General features: G+C 57.4%; 26 protein-coding genes and 2 tRNA genes. 8 read left to right on the top strand and 20 right to left on the bottom strand.

Annotation, left to right across the window (positions count from 1 at the left end):
- Window position 1 precedes the first annotated feature (1 nt).
- Complete coding sequence (locus HYP802_RS0111070) at window positions 2-700, bottom strand: hypothetical protein (protein ID WP_013947338.1); 699 nt, start codon at window positions 698-700, stop codon at window positions 2-4.
- A 603-nt stretch (window positions 701-1,303) separates the two neighbouring features.
- Window positions 1,304-1,388: transfer RNA gene (locus HYP802_RS0111065), tRNA-Tyr, on the bottom strand.
- 330 nt (window positions 1,389-1,718) lie between these two features.
- Here HYP802_RS0111065 and rlmB point away from each other — a divergent pair.
- The gene (gene rlmB / locus HYP802_RS0111060; protein ID WP_013947335.1) at window positions 1,719-2,438 is read left to right on the top strand and encodes a 23S rRNA (guanosine(2251)-2'-O)-methyltransferase RlmB; all 720 of its coding nucleotides are present in this window, start codon (window positions 1,719-1,721) and stop codon (window positions 2,436-2,438) included.
- Between the two features lie 70 nt (window positions 2,439-2,508).
- Here the strand turns inward: rlmB and HYP802_RS0111055 are convergent, their stop codons facing one another.
- Window positions 2,509-2,844: a hypothetical protein gene (locus HYP802_RS0111055; RefSeq protein WP_013947334.1), complete on the bottom strand. Its 336-nt coding sequence runs from the start codon at window positions 2,842-2,844 to the stop codon at window positions 2,509-2,511.
- 321 nt (window positions 2,845-3,165) lie between these two features.
- Between HYP802_RS0111055 and HYP802_RS0111050 the strand changes: the two genes are divergently transcribed.
- The gene (locus HYP802_RS0111050) at window positions 3,166-3,444 is read left to right on the top strand and encodes a hypothetical protein (RefSeq protein WP_013947333.1); all 279 of its coding nucleotides are present in this window, start codon (window positions 3,166-3,168) and stop codon (window positions 3,442-3,444) included.
- Between the two features lie 237 nt (window positions 3,445-3,681).
- Here HYP802_RS0111050 and HYP802_RS0111045 read toward each other — a convergent pair whose 3' ends face one another.
- Window positions 3,682-3,870 (bottom strand): hypothetical protein, encoded by a 189-nt coding sequence (locus HYP802_RS0111045; protein ID WP_024275726.1) that lies wholly within the window; start codon window positions 3,868-3,870, stop codon window positions 3,682-3,684.
- Window positions 3,871-4,056: 186 nt separating this feature from the next.
- Here HYP802_RS0111045 and HYP802_RS0111040 point away from each other — a divergent pair.
- Window positions 4,057-4,131 (top strand) — tRNA-Thr (locus tag HYP802_RS0111040).
- Window positions 4,132-4,670: 539 nt separating this feature from the next.
- On the opposite strand, the gene HYP802_RS0111030 is transcribed toward HYP802_RS0111040, so the two are convergent.
- The 3 genes from HYP802_RS0111030 to HYP802_RS0111015 form a co-directional block, all read right to left on the bottom strand.
- On the bottom strand, window positions 4,671-5,129 hold the full coding sequence (locus HYP802_RS0111030) for a phosphate-starvation-inducible PsiE family protein (RefSeq protein ID WP_244420999.1): 459 nt from the start codon (window positions 5,127-5,129) through the stop codon (window positions 4,671-4,673).
- A 10-nt stretch (window positions 5,130-5,139) separates the two neighbouring features.
- Entirely contained in the window at window positions 5,140-5,577 is a 438-nt protein-coding gene (locus HYP802_RS0111025; RefSeq protein WP_013947331.1) for a hypothetical protein, read from the bottom strand.
- A gap of 423 nt (window positions 5,578-6,000) precedes the next feature.
- Window positions 6,001-6,459, bottom strand: a complete 459-nt coding sequence (locus HYP802_RS0111015) for an Hsp20 family protein (RefSeq protein ID WP_013947329.1) — start codon at window positions 6,457-6,459, stop codon at window positions 6,001-6,003.
- Between the two features lie 256 nt (window positions 6,460-6,715).
- Between HYP802_RS0111015 and HYP802_RS0111010 the strand changes: the two genes are divergently transcribed.
- The 3 genes from HYP802_RS0111010 to HYP802_RS23605 all read left to right on the top strand — a co-directional run bounded on the left by HYP802_RS0111010 (window position 6,716) and on the right by HYP802_RS23605 (window position 8,170).
- A complete protein-coding gene (locus HYP802_RS0111010; protein ID WP_013947328.1) occupies window positions 6,716-7,420 on the top strand; it encodes a hypothetical protein in 705 nt (234 codons plus the stop codon).
- Window positions 7,421-7,445: 25 nt separating this feature from the next.
- Window positions 7,446-7,838 carry a DUF962 domain-containing protein gene (locus tag HYP802_RS22300; RefSeq protein WP_013947327.1) on the top strand — a complete coding sequence of 131 codons (393 nt, stop codon included), beginning with the start codon at window positions 7,446-7,448 and terminating at the stop codon, window positions 7,836-7,838.
- A gap of 101 nt (window positions 7,839-7,939) precedes the next feature.
- Window positions 7,940-8,170 carry a hypothetical protein gene (locus HYP802_RS23605; protein ID WP_013947326.1) on the top strand — a complete coding sequence of 77 codons (231 nt, stop codon included), beginning with the start codon at window positions 7,940-7,942 and terminating at the stop codon, window positions 8,168-8,170.
- Between the two features lie 62 nt (window positions 8,171-8,232).
- Here the strand turns inward: HYP802_RS23605 and HYP802_RS0110990 are convergent, their stop codons facing one another.
- Window positions 8,233-8,448, bottom strand: coding sequence for a hypothetical protein (locus HYP802_RS0110990; protein WP_013947325.1), 216 nt, complete (start codon window positions 8,446-8,448; stop codon window positions 8,233-8,235).
- A 212-nt stretch (window positions 8,449-8,660) separates the two neighbouring features.
- On the opposite strand from HYP802_RS0110990, the gene HYP802_RS0110985 reads away from it, so the two are divergent.
- Entirely contained in the window at window positions 8,661-8,870 is a 210-nt protein-coding gene (locus HYP802_RS0110985) for a hypothetical protein (RefSeq protein WP_013947324.1), read from the top strand.
- Entirely contained in the window at window positions 8,867-9,043 is a 177-nt protein-coding gene (locus HYP802_RS23600) for a hypothetical protein (protein WP_155831208.1), read from the top strand. The genes HYP802_RS0110985 and HYP802_RS23600 overlap by 4 nt, the downstream gene beginning before the upstream one ends.
- Before the next feature lie 57 nt (window positions 9,044-9,100).
- Here the strand turns inward: HYP802_RS23600 and HYP802_RS0110975 are convergent, their stop codons facing one another.
- The 12 genes from HYP802_RS0110975 to HYP802_RS0110920 form a co-directional block, all read right to left on the bottom strand.
- Window positions 9,101-9,844 carry a superoxide dismutase gene (locus HYP802_RS0110975; RefSeq protein WP_013947321.1) on the bottom strand — a complete coding sequence of 248 codons (744 nt, stop codon included), beginning with the start codon at window positions 9,842-9,844 and terminating at the stop codon, window positions 9,101-9,103.
- Window positions 9,845-10,089: 245 nt separating this feature from the next.
- Window positions 10,090-10,434 (bottom strand): c-type cytochrome, encoded by a 345-nt coding sequence (locus HYP802_RS0110970; RefSeq protein WP_013947320.1) that lies wholly within the window; start codon window positions 10,432-10,434, stop codon window positions 10,090-10,092.
- Between the two features lie 14 nt (window positions 10,435-10,448).
- Window positions 10,449-11,672, bottom strand: a complete 1,224-nt coding sequence (locus tag HYP802_RS0110965) for a hypothetical protein (RefSeq protein WP_013947319.1) — start codon at window positions 11,670-11,672, stop codon at window positions 10,449-10,451.
- Window positions 11,673-11,677: 5 nt separating this feature from the next.
- Window positions 11,678-13,093 (bottom strand): cytochrome c, encoded by a 1,416-nt coding sequence (locus HYP802_RS0110960; RefSeq protein ID WP_013947318.1) that lies wholly within the window; start codon window positions 13,091-13,093, stop codon window positions 11,678-11,680.
- Window positions 13,094-13,195: 102 nt separating this feature from the next.
- Window positions 13,196-13,558: a hypothetical protein gene (locus HYP802_RS0110955; protein ID WP_155831207.1), complete on the bottom strand. Its 363-nt coding sequence runs from the start codon at window positions 13,556-13,558 to the stop codon at window positions 13,196-13,198.
- Between the two features lie 23 nt (window positions 13,559-13,581).
- Window positions 13,582-14,154 (bottom strand): DUF2244 domain-containing protein, encoded by a 573-nt coding sequence (locus tag HYP802_RS0110950; protein ID WP_013947316.1) that lies wholly within the window; start codon window positions 14,152-14,154, stop codon window positions 13,582-13,584.
- Between the two features lie 76 nt (window positions 14,155-14,230).
- Window positions 14,231-14,626 carry a hypothetical protein gene (locus tag HYP802_RS0110945; protein ID WP_024275721.1) on the bottom strand — a complete coding sequence of 132 codons (396 nt, stop codon included), beginning with the start codon at window positions 14,624-14,626 and terminating at the stop codon, window positions 14,231-14,233.
- A gap of 210 nt (window positions 14,627-14,836) precedes the next feature.
- Window positions 14,837-15,373, bottom strand: coding sequence for a copper chaperone PCu(A)C (locus HYP802_RS0110940; protein ID WP_013947314.1), 537 nt, complete (start codon window positions 15,371-15,373; stop codon window positions 14,837-14,839).
- A gap of 143 nt (window positions 15,374-15,516) precedes the next feature.
- Complete coding sequence (locus tag HYP802_RS0110935; protein ID WP_013947313.1) at window positions 15,517-15,876, bottom strand: DUF2946 family protein; 360 nt, start codon at window positions 15,874-15,876, stop codon at window positions 15,517-15,519.
- Between the two features lie 112 nt (window positions 15,877-15,988).
- A complete protein-coding gene (locus HYP802_RS0110930) occupies window positions 15,989-16,672 on the bottom strand; it encodes a hypothetical protein (RefSeq protein WP_155831206.1) in 684 nt (227 codons plus the stop codon).
- Window positions 16,673-16,769: 97 nt separating this feature from the next.
- Window positions 16,770-17,186, bottom strand: coding sequence for a response regulator (locus tag HYP802_RS0110925; RefSeq protein ID WP_013947311.1), 417 nt, complete (start codon window positions 17,184-17,186; stop codon window positions 16,770-16,772).
- Window positions 17,187-17,192: 6 nt separating this feature from the next.
- A complete protein-coding gene (locus tag HYP802_RS0110920; protein ID WP_245261488.1) occupies window positions 17,193-17,552 on the bottom strand; it encodes a response regulator in 360 nt (119 codons plus the stop codon).
- Window positions 17,553-17,707 lie beyond the last annotated feature (155 nt).

Here is a 17,707-nt window from a genome sequence, read left to right as displayed (position 1 = left end):
TCTAAAGCGCGGGTATTAGGAACTCGCCTGGCTCATAAACTTTGTATTTGAATCGAGCTTCATCTCGATCATCGCCGGCATTGTAATATAGGACGCCGGTGAGAAGCGCCTGAACGAAATATCCGTCGCTCATCTCCACGAGAACGCGGTCCCCTATCGTCAGGTGTCCAGAGTCGCGAAGTGGTCTGGCGGTTCGGACATCAATCAACTCACTGCGTTTTGCCGCAGAGGTTGCAATTGTTGACATCTTTTTGGCCCCGCTTTCCGGATAAACCCAAACTCCGGTGCCGCCTGATTTGCTAATCATAATTTGATAGTTCTTGCCGGCAGAATTGATCGGCAAAGAATTCTTTACGGCATCCATCTGGACTGTCACCGACTCGCCCTCGGCGCCAACGCAACCTTCCTCAAGTATTCGGCGATAATCTGCAGCAGTATGCTGTAGTTCTGGCGTACCGGCATGGCTTGGTTTCTGTGGCGCTCGCGAAACGATGCGGACTCCAATTGCTAGGCAAATAATTAGAAATCCTGTGCCGACGAAGAAAAATAGGAGCCAACCCAAGGGCGTCAGCGCATCTCGCGTGTCATGAGACGCGGCTAGCCAGGTTGCAGCGGCGCCGATGATCGCGACGCCAAGGCTATAGAGCCCATAGGCGTCTCCGATCCGGCCAATCCATTGCCAGTGCTTCTCGGAAAGCATCCAATCCCCTTAGATCCGCCTTCAGTGATCAGCCATCCAAAACGCAGGCTCGTGGCAAAAAGGGCGCCCAGCGAACGAGACGCCCTCCACTTAGAACAACCGCAACATGCAGCTACCATCGAAGCAATTACAGGGTGCAACAGGCACCCGGCGCCGAGACGGTAGCATGCACCGTTTGGCTGGCTGGCTTCGAGCTGGATGAACACAAGCATGCGCCCCTCCTCTCTAGCGCGACCTTTCCGTGCCGATAATCAAGCGCGCATGAGGCCAGCGGTTCGGGGATTTTTTCCGTGAAAGCCCGGCGGGGTTCCCCCTCACGCTTCGGCTTAAGTCGAGAGGTAGGGCGCGGGAACATCGGGTTCAATGGCCACCAGGACTTGTCCCCAACCGAGCCAACGGATCGCCTCAACGGAGCAATCCACCATGTCTTCCCCATACTAGTTTTATTTCCGGCTGTTACGGCGCCAAGCATAAATTCCAGCATAAATCAGGCATAAAATTACGGGGTTTCGGCGCCATCTGGCGCGACAAAGAAAACCACCGAAAATCCTAATGATTTCGGAGGTTTATATGGACTGATTTGAACTGTTTTGGATGGGGGTATGGTGGAGAGGGCTGGATTCGAACCAGCGTAGGCGAAGCCAACGGATTTACAGTCCGTCCCCTTTAGCCACTCGGGCACCTCTCCCCGAAGCCGCGTGCCGCGGCCCAGAAATGAAAGCGCCCTGCCAAACGGGGCAGGGCCTTTCGTCGGGTTATCTTCACGACGGCCGCTCCTGTCAATCGGAAAAGCGCCGATGTGCTCTTGCGCCCCCAACCACGGCCGGGCAAAGAACAGTATTTCCCGAGGCGGAAAGAAACGCACCGCCTATAGAGTTGAGGCCAAGCCCTGCAGAAACCACGTTTTAACAAGCCGTGGCGCGACAAGAAGCGCCCCAGTGGGTTTGCCTCGCGCGGACCAAATGCGCCATTTCGCGGCAAATCCCAGCGCACCGATGACCGTACCGGCGACGAAGACTTGCCCATACGCCTCTTTGGCCTCCACGCCGTCGAGGCGGCCCTCAAGAATCCCAATCGTCGCATCCTGCGCCTGCTGTTGACGGAAAACGCCGAGCGCCGGATCCGGGAAGCCATTGGCGAAATCAAACCGCCGGTCGAACACGTCAGCCCGCGCGACCTGGACAAGCTCCTTGGCGCCGACACCGTCCATCAGGGCGCCGCACTGGAAACGGAGCCCCTGCCCGAGCCTGATTGGCGTGATTTGGCTGCCTCAGCTAACGGACGCCCGCTCATTGTCCTGGACCAGGTCACCGATCCGCACAATGTCGGAGCCATCCTGAGGTCGTCGGCCGTCTTCGGCGCCAGCGGTCTCGTTATGACGCGCCGTCATAGCCCGCCGCTAAATGGCGTGCTCGCAAAGTCGGCTTCCGGTGCGCTAGAACTCATTCCCGTGGCGCTCGTCGCCAACCTCGCCCGAGCGCTCGATGAGCTTAAAGAGGCCGGCTTTACCATCGTCGGGCTCGACGGCCAGGGTGAGCAGACCATTGAAGCTCTTGATTGGTCGAAGCCCACCGCGCTCGTCATGGGATCTGAAGGCAAAGGCTTACGCGAGTTGACACGCAAGACCTGCGATTGCGTGGCGCGCATCACGACAGACGACGCGCTCGCGAGCCTCAACGTCTCCAATGCCGCCGCCATCGCGCTTCATACGGCGCTCCTCGCCCGAAAGCGGGTCTGACAAAAGCAAAGCCCGGAACAGGTGTTCCGGGCGCCGCAAACTGTCTTCGTGACGAAACAGCAGACGTTGCTCACCAATCTCCGCGACGATGGCCGCCATAATGCCGGCGATGCCATTCAACGTGATAGTACCGGCGGTTCGGCGCGCCCCACGCAGCGTAATAGGGCGGCAGCTGCAGTCGGGAACGGCGGATGATGGGTCGACCCCACTCACCTGAGTTGTAGTAGGGATAATAACCACGCGGCGAATAGAAGTATGAATAGTACTCCTCAAGCGCGTCGTTCCGATAATAAGGGCGGTCGCGGAGGTCCGGGCTATTGAAAAGATCGAACGCCGACGCCGGCTGCGCAGCCGCAACCCCGGCCGTTGCGATTACGGCGAGCGCCATGAAAGACCTAAAGCGCATTGGCAGAACTCCTGCGTGGTTCCAGTCAGAGCGGAACGATGCCCTGCAAAGGTTCGAGAATCATTGCCAGAGCTTATCTTAAGATCCCTTACGGGGCATCTTGCGATCGTCGCCCGGTATCAAAATCTTCCGAGCCGTTACATCTCTGCCAAAGTGCATGAGTACGGACACGTGCAGAAATGGCGGCGGTGTGCTCGCCGCTTCAAATCTGACGGCTCAATACCCTCCAAGTCATAACAAATACCTGCCCCCCACGGAACTTAAATGCCCTTTACGCGTTCAGCTATGTCTTTGGGAAACACAATACAAACGGAGATTGTCTTGCGCCTTAAAACCATCGCGCTGGTCGCAGCGTTTACTGTAGGCTTGGCCTCGGCTGCATCAGCGATGACCGTCACGAAGCCCTCGGGCTTCGCGCCGCTCCCGAACCTGCAACAGGTCGATTACAAGAAAAATAAACATCACTACGACCGTAGAAAATACCGGGCCGGCCACCGCTATGACAGGGCGCCCTCCAACTGGCATCGTTACAAAAAGCGTCCGGGTGATTGGCAGCGTCGTGGCTGCATCATCGTTGGCCCGATCTGGTGGTGCCCCTGACGCTCCACGGAGCGCGGACTAAACCGCTAAGAGATGCGATTGGGAGTGGAGATAATCTCCGCTCCTTTTTTTTATGCTTTCAGGCCACGCCCCTCAGTTTCGCGCGGGCAACCTCTCTCGATTGCGGATTTTCGCGCTAAATCCGCTTCTTATATCCGTCGCGGCCGCTTGCGCATGAGTGCGCCAGCCGCGGCTGCGCGCATTCCTAAATCATTCGCGCGGTCAGGTGATCAAAAATCAATTGATCTGCAGGACCGCCAGCGGAGGATGTCGAGCATCACCGCGCCGATTTTGAGGACGCACGTACATAATCCGGGCCGCCGGTCGCTCCGCCTTCAGTTTGAGCGCCGCTACAAGGGCATCGTCCCCCTCGACGACGACATGCCCAACCTGCCCGTCGTACTTAAAGCCGACTGTGAACTGCATGTGATCGCCTCCTCTACTTTTGAAAGCCTAGCACGTAAGCGGAGAAGTCGCATCGTCGACTTGCACCCAGCACCCAACCTCCTGTATCAAGCGCCTTCGCTCGGCCTCGTCCGACCTGACAAATGCGTGACAAAATCGAGCGTTGAAGTTTCGCTCGGATCTAAATTATTGATTTTCAAACGGTCCGCCGGCTTAGCACAGTGGTAGTGCACCTGATTTGTAATCAGGGGGTCGTAGGTTCAAATCCTACAGCCGGCACCAATGTTTTCCGATACTTAGCCCGCTTCCGATTGTCATTCTGACTTTCTAACAGCGGCGCCATTCTGACTTTTGTAGCCGGATTGTTCACTCGTTTTACTTGTTTTCGGATTATAGACGGTGCTAACCGACACGCACCCGCTCCTCGGCGCGCAGCACGATTAGGTCTGATGAAGTTTCGAATTCTGATGGCCGGTCTGTCGCTGTTGGTTCTCATTGCTGTTGCAGCGTATTGGCTTGCCAAGGCTCACGAACAGCCCTCTGATCCCCACCGTATTCAGATCCAACGTGACAATTTGAGAATCGGCTAAGCCTGCCGACCAATACAGTCGTCAATCTGATTTTCCGCCATCGACGCCCTTCTGACTTGCATCGCCATTGCGTTCTCTATTCTGTCTGCTTTCGATCCACGCACGACGTCGACGCGCAGCCTGCGGTGTCTTGTGCCCGCTGAGCGCCATCACCCCTGCTCGGTCAGATCAACGTCGCCGGGTTCAGCGCCCCCCACCGTGGCCTACTCTCGACCGCTATCATCAGCTTTTTCATTTAGGACGGTCTTCGCTCCGGCTTTCCTGTTCCCGGACAGCCCAATAAACACTTCCGAGCGCAATCGTCGCCGCAGAGAGGGAGAGAAGCAGCATGGCATCCGCTTCTGCGACCTCGATCACGATAAATTTGCGGAGGACGGCGAGGAGCGCGATCAAGACAACGGCGCGTACCTGCACGATACTAAGCCCACGCTCGAGGATGCCGAGAATGGTGTGATTGAACTCCAATGCTATCAGGACAATCATAATCATGCCGAAGAGCGACTGGAAAATCTTCGGACGCGCAGGGTCAATCACTCCTTCAGCAATGAGGATACAAACAGAGCGAAGCAGATTGACCATAGCCGCCAGAATGACCACCGATATGAGCAGGCCCAAAATAACAACGATGACCTGCTCGAACCGCTGATAAAGGTCCAGGCGCCTCCAGTTCTGCCGGGTATCGTCGAACATCGCCATCACCTTAAGACCATTCTGGATCGAGGACGACCATCGCGCTCGTACTCCGAGCGGCAGGAAATCTTCCGGCGGGGAAGCTGGACTCCACTCGCGCTTGCGCGGACGTTTTCGTGCGCAGCATATTTTCTAAGTCGGCCACGACGCGGGCCGCAGCGCCTCTCTGGACCACAGGCCTTTGCAGTTCATGGGGCGCGTCCGCCAAAAGATAAGGCACCTCCATCATATTCAGTTCAGCGCAAAGATCGAACGCTTCATTGTGCAAGCCTTTGTCGATAACCGCGACATCAATATCCTCCTGTTCAATAATGGAAAATGCGGAGATGACATTGGTAGCGGTGATCACTTTGGCGCTGCGATCACGCAGCGTTTTTTCCAGCGCACAAGGTGCAAGAAGCGAACCTTTGACGATGAGTACTCGCTTTCCCGAAAGCATTGCTTGCATGATCCCCTCTCGTGCTAATCAGTCCGATGAAGCTTTGGAGACGATCGGGCGTCCAAAATCACGCCCACGTCCCCTGCCCCGCCAGCGGCGACGCCAATAACTCTCAAACAGACGCGCCGGGCGGACGACGTGGTAGTCGAGGCCGCGGGCCTCGGCGAAAGCGATTGCCGCTCTCAGCGATCTGAAGAATCTGCAGCTTCCAGGAATGCCTAAGCCGATGAGCCAAGCGCTATTGCGCTCAATCTCGAGGCCCCATCCCTTTCCCATCGGAAAGATCCGACACGAGGGACGGCCCGAAAGCCGTCCCTGTCGAGCGGAGATGCCGGCGCCATGTCCTGTCGCCACCGGCATCACGCTCTCAACGGCCGCAACTGAACGGCCGGAGAATGCAACCACGCTCATCCCTGCCTCTCAGTGGATGATCTACGCGGCTTTCTTCTCGATGCGCGCCGGCGCGTCGGAACCATTTCCAATCGTGATCGGGATGGACCGAGGCTTCATCGCCTCCGGCAGTTCGCGTTTCAAGGAAATGACCAGCAGCCCATTGTCGAGCTCCGCGCCTGTAACCTCGACGTAATCCGCGAGATCGAATTCGCGGACGAACTGCCGGGCGGCAAGACCTCGGTAAAGGTAAATTTTCTGATCGTCGTTCTCGGCTCTGCCTTTGATCGTTAGGCGATTTTCAGCCTGGACGATCTCAAGATCATCCGCAGAAAAGCCAGACACCGCCATTACGATGCGAAATTCGTCGGCCCCGGCTTTTTCAATGTTGTACGGGGGATATCCATCGCCCTGGCGCTGTAACGCCTGGGCCAGAAGATCGGGAATTTGCTCGAACCCGATGCTCGAACGAAACATCGGCGTGAAGTCGAATGTCGCCATAGCTATCCTCCTTCCAGAAGCGACAACCAGAGCAAGGGACGGCCACATCAGGGCCGTCCGAGCGGCGATTTAATTTCGTCGATTGGATCGTTCAAGAGGATAGATAGGAAAATTTTCGAGACTTAGATTGGATGTGCGACCAAGGCGAACCCAACGTTTTGGCCTGCGGCGGAACATTCCTAAGGCCAATCGAATTTAAGTGCGGAGTGATTTCAATGATCTCACCGGATCTTCATTGCGGATGAGAGAAGGGACAATGTCGATCTCTACCGGAAAATTCTTCAAGACGTTGATTTGCGTACTGTCGCTCTGTTTCTTGCAGGTTTCTTTCGGAAGGGCCGCCGAGACAGCAAGCTTGGATGGTCGCTATTTTATGGTGGTGTGGGCCTATCAGGGGCCGGACGATGATCTAGTACATGCCCATACATTCATCAGCTTCTATCGCGGAAATGACTTGGCGAAGGGCGTGGTCAGCCCGCTGACAATAAGCTGGCTACCCGCCACGAAAAAAGTACAGCCGTTTGGATCTGAGCGAGGCCATAACTTTTCACTTTCCGAAACTTTGCAAATGGCCTGTCACGCCGGCCGACGCGTAAAGTCCTGGGGACCCTACGAGATCACGGCGGAATTATTCGAGAGAGCAAAGATGCGTCTTGCCCTCTTGCAGTCAGGCCGCGTCAGTTATTCGATGATCAACTCGCTTCCGAGATCGATGAACTGTATCACCGCGGCAGGAGACATCACGTCGATGCCGCTTAATACGGGAATTTTGTGGGGCATCGCAGCGAGCGCAAAAGTCGTCAAGCACCTGTCGCCCTATATCGTGAGGACAGAGGACGACCTGAAAGACCTTATTGCGAGATCCAAATCCGAGGCCTGCCCCGGACGGGCAACGGAACTAAGCCATGGGACGATTAATAAATCGATCCCCCAGAGTATCGCCGCAGCACTTGGGCATTGAGCATAACAGCTTGGAGGTAAGAGAGATGGCGACCCGCTCTTTGAGCAAACGAAATTCGACAACAGAGCCCGCGCCGAAGTTCGCATCATTCGATGAATTCTGGCCATATTATCTCAAGGCGCATTCCAAGCCTGAGACGCGCGCGATGCATATGATAGGAACGACGCTCGGTCTTCTTGGCGTTGCCGGATGGCTAAAAACCGGCCGAGGTCGATACCTGGCCGCAGGCATAACTGGTTCATACGCCAGTGCCTGGGCAGGCCACTTCGCCTTTGAGCGAAACAACCCCGCCGCTTTTGAAAATCCACTTTGGTCGCTGGAGGCAGATTTGAAGATGTACGGACTCTGGCTGACTGGCGGCTTGGAAGCAGAGATCAGGCGCGTCGCAGGCGGTAAAGAAAGATCTCCTAGCCAATAGCGCATCGCAGATTTCGAAGAGGATCCGGCGCGCACCATCACACGCAACCAAAAGCGACCCACCGACGTTCATGCTCTGCAGCATCGAACGAAAGCTCAAGCATGGATAGTGGTACTCCCCTTCCGGGAAGCGTGCTTGTCGATCTTTACATAAGACTTCGAGATGAGATCGACGGTGGCGAACGGAATCTCGATCCAAACCATAAGCAGCGGGCGAGAATTGTGATGACAATCCTCGCCGCCTCGGAGTCTGTTTTCGACATGGTCGCTCTTGAGGAACGCGTCCGCGCCTCGCTTGCCGACACGCTCAAGCCTCGGCCCTTGGCGGCATAGGTCGCATTACGACCCAGCCGTTCAAACGCGTCCCGAAGGCCTGCGAAAGTCGCTTGCCGGTCCTAGTATTTCTTGCAATCCAACCAGCCGAACATGCGACGGCCAAACGCCTCCGTGCGATACGCAACGCGCTTAACCATCGTCGTCGTTCCGTCGACCGCAGAGTTGAATTCGGATTTCATGTGCTTGTAACCGAGGCAATGAGCTTCTGAGACTGCAGGCAGCGAGACGAGCGCTGCAGCTCCCATTGCGGCGGCGAATAAGGTACGCTTCGACATGCGGGAACTCCTGTTTGCCTTCAACGATAGGTCGAATCTACGCCGAAAAATCAGGACAACACGTGACAACTGAGCGCTTGGTTAGCGCCGCGTGAAATCATCTCATCCGCCACAGGCGTTAATCTCGCGCCGGCCACAACGTTCGCGAAAGCACGGTGGGAACTTTGCATTCCTGGCGTTCGTTGGCGGAAAAAGCCGCGCGGATAAAAGCTATGAAGTGGCCGATCATCATTCTGTCGATCATCATAATCGCTGGGGCCATTTGGTATTGGCAGCGCCTTGATCTTTCGACGGTGGATGCGGCCAAACCCGCACCCTCAGGAACTAATCAATCATCACCGCCAAAGGCAGCGCCTGAGCCATATCCGATCAGCCCGACACCACCTCCACCCGACGCAACGGTCAACAAGAAGACGCCGTGACGTTCCCCGTCTCGCAGCGGAACAACCGTTTTCCACTCGGCGTTGCTCCTAGTATGGACGACATGCGCGTACTCATCGTTATCGTGGCGATATTTGCCGGCATTGCCTTCGATATCGCATTCAATAACGCGGCGGCTCTCAGCTGGATCGGCGCGCAGCTCGGACTGAATTAAGCCGCCAAAAAGCCGTCCGAAACGCATCCGGACGGCTTTGTCGATTTTACAGTGAAATCAAATGGCGAGCTTGCCGGCCTTTGCCGCCGAATAGCGATCACCGACGGCTTTCCAATTTACGACGTTCCACCACGCTTTCAGATATTCAGGGCGCCTGTTCTGATATTTGAGATAATACGCGTGCTCCCAAACGTCATTTCCCAACAACACGCGGCCGCCGTCCATGAGTGGCGTGTCCTGGTTCGGCTTGGCGACAAGCGCGAGTTTTCCATCCTTGTCGACGGTGACGAAAACCCAACCCGATCCGAAAACTTTTCCGCCTGCTGCATTGAACTGCTGCTGTAGCTTATCGAGCCCGCCGAAATCCCTGTCGATGGCCGCTTTCACCTCACCATCCGGCCCAGCGCCCCCGGGCGGCCCCATGATCTCCCAGAACATGCTGTGATTGGCGTGACCGCCACCGTTATTGCGAACGGTCATGCGAATGTCTTCCGGCACGTCGCTGAGCTTGACGAGCAGCTCTTCCAGCGGAAGCGATGCGAGCTGTGAATGATCCTTCAGCGCCGCATTCAGATTCTTGACGTAGGCCGCATGATGCTTGTCGTGATGCAGCTCCATGGTTTGCGCGTCGATATTCGGTTCCAACGCTCCGAATGCGTAAGGAAGCGGCGGAAGCTTGTACGGCCAACCGGCCCCGGTCGTTTCGGCGAAAGCTTTGACTGTCGCAGAGGAAGAAACTGCCGCAACAACGGAAACGGCGCGCGCCGCCTTGAGAAACGATCGTCGGTCGAGGTTCGTCATGGGAAAAACTCCTTGGCTGATGTCGCTTCGAGGGCATCGCAAGGAGATGTAGAGCCGGATTACAAAATCTCCAGTCAGAAGATCGACAAAACGGCGCAGGTTGGCGCTTAGCGGCCGGCTATTGTCGTTCAATAGCCACAAAAAATGGCAGCCGCCTGTAAAAGCGACTGCCATCCGCGATTTCGGCCCCGCTTCGGATCATGAAGATGCAAGAGACTTGCCTCTCCGTGGATCGGGATCGTTTGCTATTTCTGCGCCAACGGCGAGGCGAGCGAATGCCAGAACGCGGCAAGGTTATCGATATCGGCATCGCTCAGAGGCTTTGCCATTTCCGCCATCGTCGGATTGGTGCGCTCTGTGCCGCCTCGATACGCCTTTAGCGCCGAGACGATATAGTCGTTGTCCTGTCCGGCGAGACTTGGAATGCCCGGGATCTGGCTGATGCCATTTTCACCATGACACGCCATGCAGACTTCAGCCCGCTTTCGGCCGGCGGCCAGATCGGCAGCCTGTGCGTATGAAGCCGTTTGAACGATCGCGCATGCAGCCACGATATAGCTGACTACGGCGCGCTGTTTGATCAACGCCATTGTATCCTCCGATCCTAAGCGAGAAACGCGTTGCGAAGCCAGATCGCGACGCCATAAACGAAAAACACGCCAATCCACACAACGAGGACAGCGACGGCCGCCGAGCCAAGCCGATCAACCCGCGCTTCTGCGGTATAGACGCCCTCAACCCGGCCTGCACGGTAGAGCAATGTCAGGTAGTACCCGCCCACCAAGCTGCCGATGCCAAGGATCGTCGAGAAGAAGAGGATCGTTGACGGCCAGTCTGCGTGCACCGTGTAAGTGTCGGCGTTGTAGCCGAACGGCTTCAGGTACGCGACGCGAATGACCTCACGCCAAATCGCGAGCAGAGCGACCATCACGAGGCCGAGACTGAGCATGGTGTAGCCATGAAGCCGCGGATGCCGTTGCGAGGCGAGCCAAGCCAGGATGACGAGACCGGCCGGGATCAACCATCCGAGCGGCTGTGACCGCAGACCGGTCGAAGCCGGGAGGTCAAATTGCCACCAGACGGCAAGAAGCGCCGAAATGATCGCACCGCGCGCCGCGATCTTACGCCCGAGGTCGCGAGCGAACTCGAGGTATTCCCGCGTCTTATCGCGACGCACCGTGAGATATTCGCTGTAGGCGAGCAGGAAGAGACCGACGGCAGGCGCCGACAGGCTCATGATGAAGAGATAGCGCGCCCACTCGATTGCGTGCAGCTTCGTGCCGCTTGTATCAACGACGCCACCCGGCGCGTACCACGACATCCACTCACCGGGCAGGATGGCCTGATAAGCCAGGACGTGCATGATCAAGCCATCGAGCGCGAAAATCGCCAAGCTCATCACAGCATAGAAGCCTACGTATTGCTTTGCGCCGTCGTGGTTCGCCTCATAAAAAACGAACCAAAGACAATAGCCGACGATCAGCGTGAAGATGAACCCGATCACCCAGGCCGCCGAGAGCACGTTGGACGTGTACCACTGCGGATCATAGATGACCTGGGTGAAGAGCAACGGCGAAACGCCGAGCACGATCAGCAGCGAAACGCTGACCTTTGCGACCTTCGTCATCGCCAGCGATAGCTGCTCCCAGAAGGGACCGGTTGCCCGCCTGAAAAACGCATATACGGCGAGCACACCGGTGCCCATCGTCAACATCACGAACGCGATGTGAAACACCCACGTCGCAACGGCAAGAATTTGAAACACGACGGGTGTCGCAGGCACGCCTGCCGGATCCCTCATCGTGTTTATGACTGTGCCGACATCCATGTCTGCTATTCCTTCTTAGTCTCGGGATTAGGCGCGGCGGCTGCAATTGGCGTCGTGTCCTCCTTCAAGGGACCGGCCTTTGCATCCACAGTGGCGATGTAATGCGCGATCGCTCCGATCTCGTCGTCGGGAAGATCGATGCGCGGCATGTAAGGAATGCTGCCGTGCCGTAGCGGTCCCTTGAGGAACGCTGCGATCATGTCTTCATCCGTCGAGCGATGGAATATGTCGGGTAAGCTGCGAAGCGGCGCACCCGGATCGAGCGAATGACAATTCGAGCACGCAATCTTGGTCAGCAGTTCGCCGACCTCTAGCTTGTTACTGTCGGTAATTTTTCGCAACCGGTCCGGAATGAACGGATGGACTTTCAAGAAGCCCTTTTCCGCGATGGTATCCACTTCGCCGACGATGCCCTTGCCCGGAACATCGCGGGAGATCACCTGGTCGCCATAGATGTACTGCCCGGCCACGTAGGGCTTGCGCATGCTTTCACGCATGCGTTCCTCCGGCCAGACGCCGACAATGGCGATGAACAGGAATAGCGGTACCGCCACCCAAAGCCGAACCATCTGCGGCCAAAGCATCGCCGAGATGAGATAAACGGCCGTGACTGCCGCAACCCCGATCATGGCGTGGGCATAGACCGGCAGAAGATGCGCCTGCAGCATGACGTGCGCATTGTTCGGTAGCGTCTGCAGATAGTAGAGGAACATGACGACGGAGAAGAGGCCGCCGACGAGGCCCACGGGCGCAATCAGGCGAACGACGCTCGCGCGGAGCGCCTTATCCTTGACACCTGGGACAACCATCAGGCCGACGATAGCTGCCATGACCAGCATCGAACCCGTTCGCACGCCAAGGTGCGCGAAGAAGTTGATGTTGTAGAAGGCGTCGTTCGTCGAACCCGTCTGATACCAAGTATCGCTTCCCGGCCACATCATGAACGACAGGATGCCGACGATCAGCAGCATCGTCCCCCAGGACGCCAGCGCAAACGACCACGTCAGTTTGAGATGCGAGATCGGATCAATCTTGCCCACAAGGTAGACCAGCGCGTATGCCCCGATGACCTCGACCGTGAAGAAGACCCACTCCGCTGCCCAGACCCAGACGAAGTTATGAATGAGGCCACTGACCCCGCGAGGGCTCGCGACTGTGATCGCGTACCAGATGCCCGGCCCCGTGATCGACCCGATGATGTAGGAGAAGACCAGAAGAAACAGACCGTAACGCTTGATGAAGTCGAGCAATTGCGGCTGCTTGTCCCGATAGGCTTTCGTCTCTAGCAGCGCGAACAAAAATGCTGCGCCGACGGAAGTGTGGGAGGCAACGACGTGAATGACGCCGATGATCCCCATGACCCATGCCGTGCCGATGTAGGGCACGTAAAAGGTCGGATACATGCCAAGCATGCTGTCCATGAGGGTTTCCTGAATCCTTAAGCTAGTGATTGTTGAGCGCTCGCGTACGAGCCACGTCGATGGCTAGGACTGCGAAGACGCTTCCCTGTGATTAATGGTGCTTCAAATCATCGGCGGTCCTCGCGCGCCCAACGCTGCGAAGCGCTGCGCTGGCTCGCGAAATGCGACATTCGCAATCGCCAGACGTTCGCCGGCGCTTCTGGCCGGCACGAGATCTCTCGCGCCCGGCGGCTGCAGCCCAGAGAGCTTGGCGAGACAGCACAGCCCGCAAGCATCGCCGTACGCGCCGACATGCCCGTCCCTGTTCGCTGGCGAGCAGATTGGCGGTAGCGATCCGTCGGGCAATGCGTACGCGCTTGCATCAATGGGTGGCCGCACGGGATGCGGCTTGGAAATGCTGACCGAGAACACGCACGCCAGCGCATACAGCGCCAACAACACGCTTCTGGCCGTCCGTGTCTCCACGCGGCGCCCGATGTCTCCGAACGTCATGGCGCGTACGGCCCTTTGGTAAAGAGTGACCAGCCAAAGGCCATTTCGGTGCTAAGCGGAACGGAATAGCGCCGCAGGCTCTGCCACAACACATCGGCAAAGCTTGCCCGCTCCGCTGGCGAGAGATCGCGCGCAATCTCCTCGCGCTTTCCTCGAACGGAAAAGGCGAGACGACGGCAACCAAAGTCAGGATCATCGGAACGGATAAGCTTCAGGCCATAACACGCAAGCCGAAGCTCGCGGACGGATTTTCCGAAGGCAAAACGGCGAATGTTGACGGCGCCATCTTCAACGACGATTTCCTCCCGCCGCTCCTGCTGGCAAAGCCGAAAGGCGTGGATGGCAAACACCATTCCCAATAAATCGATGACGGAAAACATCGTAACCGGCCAGTAACCTCGCATGAGAAACGGCGCCTGAAAAATAGCGACCGCTCCGCTAAGCGCGCCGTAGAGCATATAAGCCCCGCGATCGCTTAGACTCTGATTTGGAACAACAACAAACGATACGCGCTCCCGCGCGCAGCCCCTCTGTGACTGCGCATGCGCTGTTGCACATGGCGAAGACATGACAGCCTCACAAATGCTGAATCCGATGCGACGCAGCTTTGCAGAGTTGAACTCCACGCCGCCGCGGCCTTAGCAATTAGACATCAGGATAAGGAGGCGCCCGCGAACGGAAGTTCGGCGGCCAATCGGCGCCGACATCGGCGCGATAGCCATCAGGCCACGCCTCAACGACAAAGCGTTGAGCGACGGATAGCTGCCTGTCGTGCTCGGTGATGAGTCCCGGCGCAGCCGACAACAGACATGCCGCACACGCCGAGCAGGCATGCTTACCGCCCGGCACGCCCTTGCCTCCTCCGCAAATGAAAGGAAGCGAGCCATCGGGCAACGCATACGCGGCGAGGTCGACATTTGACGCGGGCGTGATCGGTTTATGCGCAAAGCCAAACGTCGCCGCTGCGAGCACATAGAGTGCAAACAGCAATCCGCGCGTCAAGTCATTGCGACGAAGCCAGCCCATGACGTCGACGTTCACAACCCGGTGAGGTCTAAGTCAAGCGCTCAAACGTCGCGACTGCACCGTCAATTTGATCGATTTTGCGAATGAAAACAAACCCGAGAGCGCAACTCGGAATTTGCGAGATCGAAAAGCTAGACTACGACAATTGGTCGGACAGCAACGAGCCGACATCGCCGCTGTCCGATCGCAAACTTGCCAAGTCACGAAAACTGACACACGTCAGTATCACTGCGCGTGCTCGTGCTTCATATCAGTGTCGTCCATCTTCATCGTGCCGTCCATTTTCATGGCACCGTGATCTCCGTCACCACTCGTCATTGCGCCGATCGATTCCACTTTGTAGGTCACATCGATCGTGCCAGCCTTTTTAAAGGTTAGAGACCCCTTGATGTTGGGTCCCTGCGCAATCGGCGTCTTCAGTCCCGTAAACATGAGATGATAGCCACCAGGACTGAACTTGACTGTCTCGCCGGGCTTGATCTCCAGACCATCCTTCAGCTGACGCATCAGCATCTTGTCGCCGTCCATCTTCATCTCGTGAATTTCGACGTTGCCTGCGCCTTCGAACGTCCCGCCCATCATCGTGTCGGGTTCTTTGCCGGTGTTGGTGATCGTCAGATAACCGACGCCCACCGCGGCGCCTGGTGCCGTCGCACGCGTCCACGGATGCTTGATCGCAATGCCGTCCTTTTCGAACTTGTGCGCCATTCCGGGCGTGCTGCACGCAACCACAAGCGCCAACGCCATCATCAACCGTTTCATGAGTTCTCCAATGCGAATGCTAAATGTTTGAGTTTGGAACGCGCTGTATCCGCCAGACCCTTATGGGCAGCGATACGAGACCGGCACCCTTTGGCGACAGTCTTGCGCGCGTAGAGCTTGATGTCTGCTGAACGCTCGGACGCTCAGGCACGCAGCGATGGCGGACCGCGATTGAGAAGCCGGTCGGGCCGGCGGTCGAGAACGTGCGCCTCTGCCGTCTCCGAGACGACGCGCATGGATGTGGCGCGCAGAGGAACATTGAGACCTGGATCGCTTAAAACGCCGAAGTGTAGCGCCGCCAAGCCTGAGCAAATGGGGCAATGCTTCCGTGGGACCGACTTACCGTCATCGGACCAGGGAGCCGTCCTGGTTCCACTCTGGCCGCAAATGACGACCCCGCCGCCGTTGGCTCGCATCGACGTCAGCGCGACAGATGTGATGTGGACCGCTAGAACCCACGCGTTCAAAGCAGCGCCCAGGATGGCAAGGGCGCCGACGAGCATTCGAAACCGCTGGATACGTCGTATCGTCATGCCGCTACTAGCAGCATTTGCGCACCGATTAATCAATGCCTGGAATGCGCCGAGCCGAAAAACCGGACGCATCCGCCTTCGATCACTGCGCGCTCGGAGCTGACCGACGGCCGCCGCGAGCCATCGCCAAGCCGCCGGCCGATGCCCCAAAGATAAAACAGCCGAGCAGGATTCCGAGCGGATTGAAGGTCATATCGGCCCACATCGGCATGATGATCTGCGCGGTGTTAAAAGGCTCAAAGCTGTTGCTGCAAATTTCGAGCGCAGTCGCATCTTCCAGCATCGCGAGATTGATCTGGTCAGCCAGCGCGTCGGCCTTCGCGCGCGTGTCGTCCGCTCGCTGAAGCCGCTCCAAAAGCAACTTGGTCGCGGCAAGATATGCGTGCGAGCATTCGTTGAACGGGCTGGCCTCGTCGGAAATGCTTCCCGGCACCAAGCCCCAGAGACAGTACGCCAGCTGCAGGTTAACGAAATTCTGGAGCGTTCGAGCTTCGAGGCTTGGACGGACTTGGCGGTTCGCAAGGCTCATGATTGCCGATTGATACCGCGTCAGCACGTGCAACTGTCCGTGCGTAAGATTCGGGATCGAGATACCAGAAGTTTTGTCCGTGCTCTTGCGGGGATGGTGCGCCTCGGCCGGGCAAGTGGCCGCGAGTATCAGACCGACGGTAGCCAGAAAGACGGATAATCCCGCAGCCCACGATCCCGCATACCACGGCGCTTTCGGGAGCGCGTGCGTGCTAACAGTGCAACTGGTCTGAACCACGGCCGATTCCACCTCGCTTGCCACCAGCCGATAGCAACACGCGATGGCAAGAAATGCAACGCGGCCAATTTGTTAACGGTGGATCAAGCCTTTACGCTCACTGCGGCTCAGTGGATTGCGCAAGCGCGAGCAAGCGGCGAATATAGTCTTCGACGGCCTGTGGCTCATACGGCTTTTTCAGATGCGGCCCCTCTTCGCAAAGCTTTCCGGCCGCAGCGGATGCGCTCTTGGGAGAACCTGCCATTACGATTTTGGTCTGATGACGGTTGCTCCGCACCCACCGGGTCAGCGCGAACCCATCGAGCGCCCCTGAAACATCGACGGCACTGAAAATTACGTCAACCCGAATGTGACTGCGATCAAGCACAAGCAGTGCTTCATCGCTCGTCGACGCCTCAATGACGCGATACCCGCACTCACGAAGGTATCCCGCAATCGCCATCCGCACGAGCACGGCACCTTCAACGACAAGGACCGTCGCGAGAGTTTTCTGTTTGGTCGCTTGTTCAATCACTCCCCTCTAACGACCGTGGGAATGGCCCTGTTCCGTCTCGGGAAGCAACTTTCGGACGCATTGGATCAACTCGACGAAACGCACCGGTTTCGTAAAACAGGCATCGAATTCGACCGGACTTCCAGCACGAATTTCCGTGGAAATGAGAACGATTTTGATCGAAGGGAACTGACTGCGTGTCCAGTTGGCCAGCGCTATACCATCGACATTTCCGGGCATGCGAATATCGGTCAACAGCAAGCCGATGTCGTCGACGCTCGACAACAGCGTTATCGCCTCGTCCCCGGTCGCGGCCTCGATAACATTGTATCCGGAATCCCGAAGCTCCTCCGCCAGATGCAGCCGGATAAGAACTTCGTCTTCCACGACCAATATCGAACGCTGTGCCAGGACCTGGCCCTTTCCTGCGGGCGCCGGTTCGATTTTGCGTCTCCCTTCCCCCATACGACCTTAAATGGCCCAGAACCGCATTGGTTCCCGATCCAGGCCACCGGTTTCCGATTATACGTCGCGCTCCGAAG

The organism is Hyphomicrobium sp. 802 (assembly GCF_000526135.1).
Classification (GTDB): domain Bacteria; phylum Pseudomonadota; class Alphaproteobacteria; order Rhizobiales; family Hyphomicrobiaceae; genus Hyphomicrobium_B.
The sequence above is the reverse complement of the archived record's forward strand: the minus strand, read 5'-3'. Positions and strand labels throughout refer to the sequence as shown.

Coding starts and splice junctions, on each gene's coding strand:
- HYP802_RS0111030 (WP_244420999.1), bottom strand. CDS start 5,129: ATGTTCGACGATACCCGGCAGAACTGGAGGCGCCTGGACCTTTATCAG.
- HYP802_RS0110970 (WP_013947320.1), bottom strand. CDS start 10,434: ATGGCGTTGATCAAACAGCGCGCCGTAGTCAGCTATATCGTGGCTGCA.
- HYP802_RS0110935 (WP_013947313.1), bottom strand. CDS start 15,876: ATGCTCGTCGGCGCCCTTGCCATCCTGGGCGCTGCTTTGAACGCGTGG.
- HYP802_RS0110985 (WP_013947324.1), top strand. CDS start 8,661: ATGAAGTGGCCGATCATCATTCTGTCGATCATCATAATCGCTGGGGCC.
- HYP802_RS0110990 (WP_013947325.1), bottom strand. CDS start 8,448: ATGTCGAAGCGTACCTTATTCGCCGCCGCAATGGGAGCTGCAGCGCTC.
- HYP802_RS0110965 (WP_013947319.1), bottom strand. CDS start 11,672: ATGGATGTCGGCACAGTCATAAACACGATGAGGGATCCGGCAGGCGTG.
- HYP802_RS0111025 (WP_013947331.1), bottom strand. CDS start 5,577: ATGCAAGCAATGCTTTCGGGAAAGCGAGTACTCATCGTCAAAGGTTCG.
- HYP802_RS0111055 (WP_013947334.1), bottom strand. CDS start 2,844: ATGCGCTTTAGGTCTTTCATGGCGCTCGCCGTAATCGCAACGGCCGGG.
- HYP802_RS0110960 (WP_013947318.1), bottom strand. CDS start 13,093: ATGGACAGCATGCTTGGCATGTATCCGACCTTTTACGTGCCCTACATC.
- HYP802_RS22300 (WP_013947327.1), top strand. CDS start 7,446: ATGGCGACCCGCTCTTTGAGCAAACGAAATTCGACAACAGAGCCCGCG.
- HYP802_RS0110940 (WP_013947314.1), bottom strand. CDS start 15,373: ATGAAACGGTTGATGATGGCGTTGGCGCTTGTGGTTGCGTGCAGCACG.
- HYP802_RS23605 (WP_013947326.1), top strand. CDS start 7,940: ATGGATAGTGGTACTCCCCTTCCGGGAAGCGTGCTTGTCGATCTTTAC.
- HYP802_RS0111045 (WP_024275726.1), bottom strand. CDS start 3,870: ATGCAGTTCACAGTCGGCTTTAAGTACGACGGGCAGGTTGGGCATGTC.
- HYP802_RS0110975 (WP_013947321.1), bottom strand. CDS start 9,844: ATGACGAACCTCGACCGACGATCGTTTCTCAAGGCGGCGCGCGCCGTT.
- HYP802_RS0111070 (WP_013947338.1), bottom strand. CDS start 700: ATGCTTTCCGAGAAGCACTGGCAATGGATTGGCCGGATCGGAGACGCC.
- HYP802_RS0111010 (WP_013947328.1), top strand. CDS start 6,716: ATGTCGATCTCTACCGGAAAATTCTTCAAGACGTTGATTTGCGTACTG.
- HYP802_RS0110950 (WP_013947316.1), bottom strand. CDS start 14,154: ATGTCTTCGCCATGTGCAACAGCGCATGCGCAGTCACAGAGGGGCTGC.
- HYP802_RS0111015 (WP_013947329.1), bottom strand. CDS start 6,459: ATGGCGACATTCGACTTCACGCCGATGTTTCGTTCGAGCATCGGGTTC.